This window comes from Rhizobium sp. 01T444 (genome assembly GCF_056398305.1).
This window is the reverse complement of sequence record NZ_JBFTPD010000273.1, coordinates 1-607: the sequence shown is the minus strand read 5'-3', so window position 1 is coordinate 607 and position 607 is coordinate 1. Positions and strand designations below refer to the sequence as shown.

1 protein-coding gene is annotated in these 607 nt (G+C 69.2%); it reads left to right on the top strand.

What is annotated here, in order from left to right:
• The coding region (locus AC1DTN_RS38410; protein WP_477925437.1) for a dehydroquinate synthase/iron-containing alcohol dehydrogenase family protein at positions 1-607 on the top strand (607 nt) is incomplete at both ends.

Genomic DNA, 607 nt, shown 5'->3' with positions numbered 1-607 from the left:
GAAGAAGACCGGGACCAGCGCGCGGGTGAGGCCGCGCACGGTGATTTACGACGTCGCTCTCACGCGTTCGCTGCCCGTGGCCGTCAGCGTCGCCAGTGGAATCAACGCCATCGCGCATGCGGCGGAGAGCTTCTATGCACGCGACACCTATCCGATCATGGACCTGATGGCGCAGGAGGGCATCGCCGCGCTGGGCCGCGCCCTGCCCCTTCTCGCGACCGGCGGCACCGCGCAGGCATCGGCCGGCCGAAGCGAGGCCCTGTATGGCGCATGGCTGTGCGGCGCGGTGCTGGGTAGCGTGAGCATGGCCCTGCATCACAAGCTCTGCCACACGCTCGGCGGCAGCTTCAACCTGCCGCATGCGGAAACGCACACCATCGTCCTGCCCCATGCGCTTGCCTACAACGCCAAGGCGGCGCCGCAAGCCATGGAGCGGATCGCGAGAGCCCTCGGCGGAACGAGCGCGGCGCAGAGCGTCTTCGATCTGGCCTCCGGCGCCGGCGCCACCATGGCCCTGAAGGACATCGACATGCGCGGCGCCGATCTCGATCGCGCCTGCCGGATTGCGATGACCAACCCCTACTGGAATCCGCGGCCGCTGGAGGCC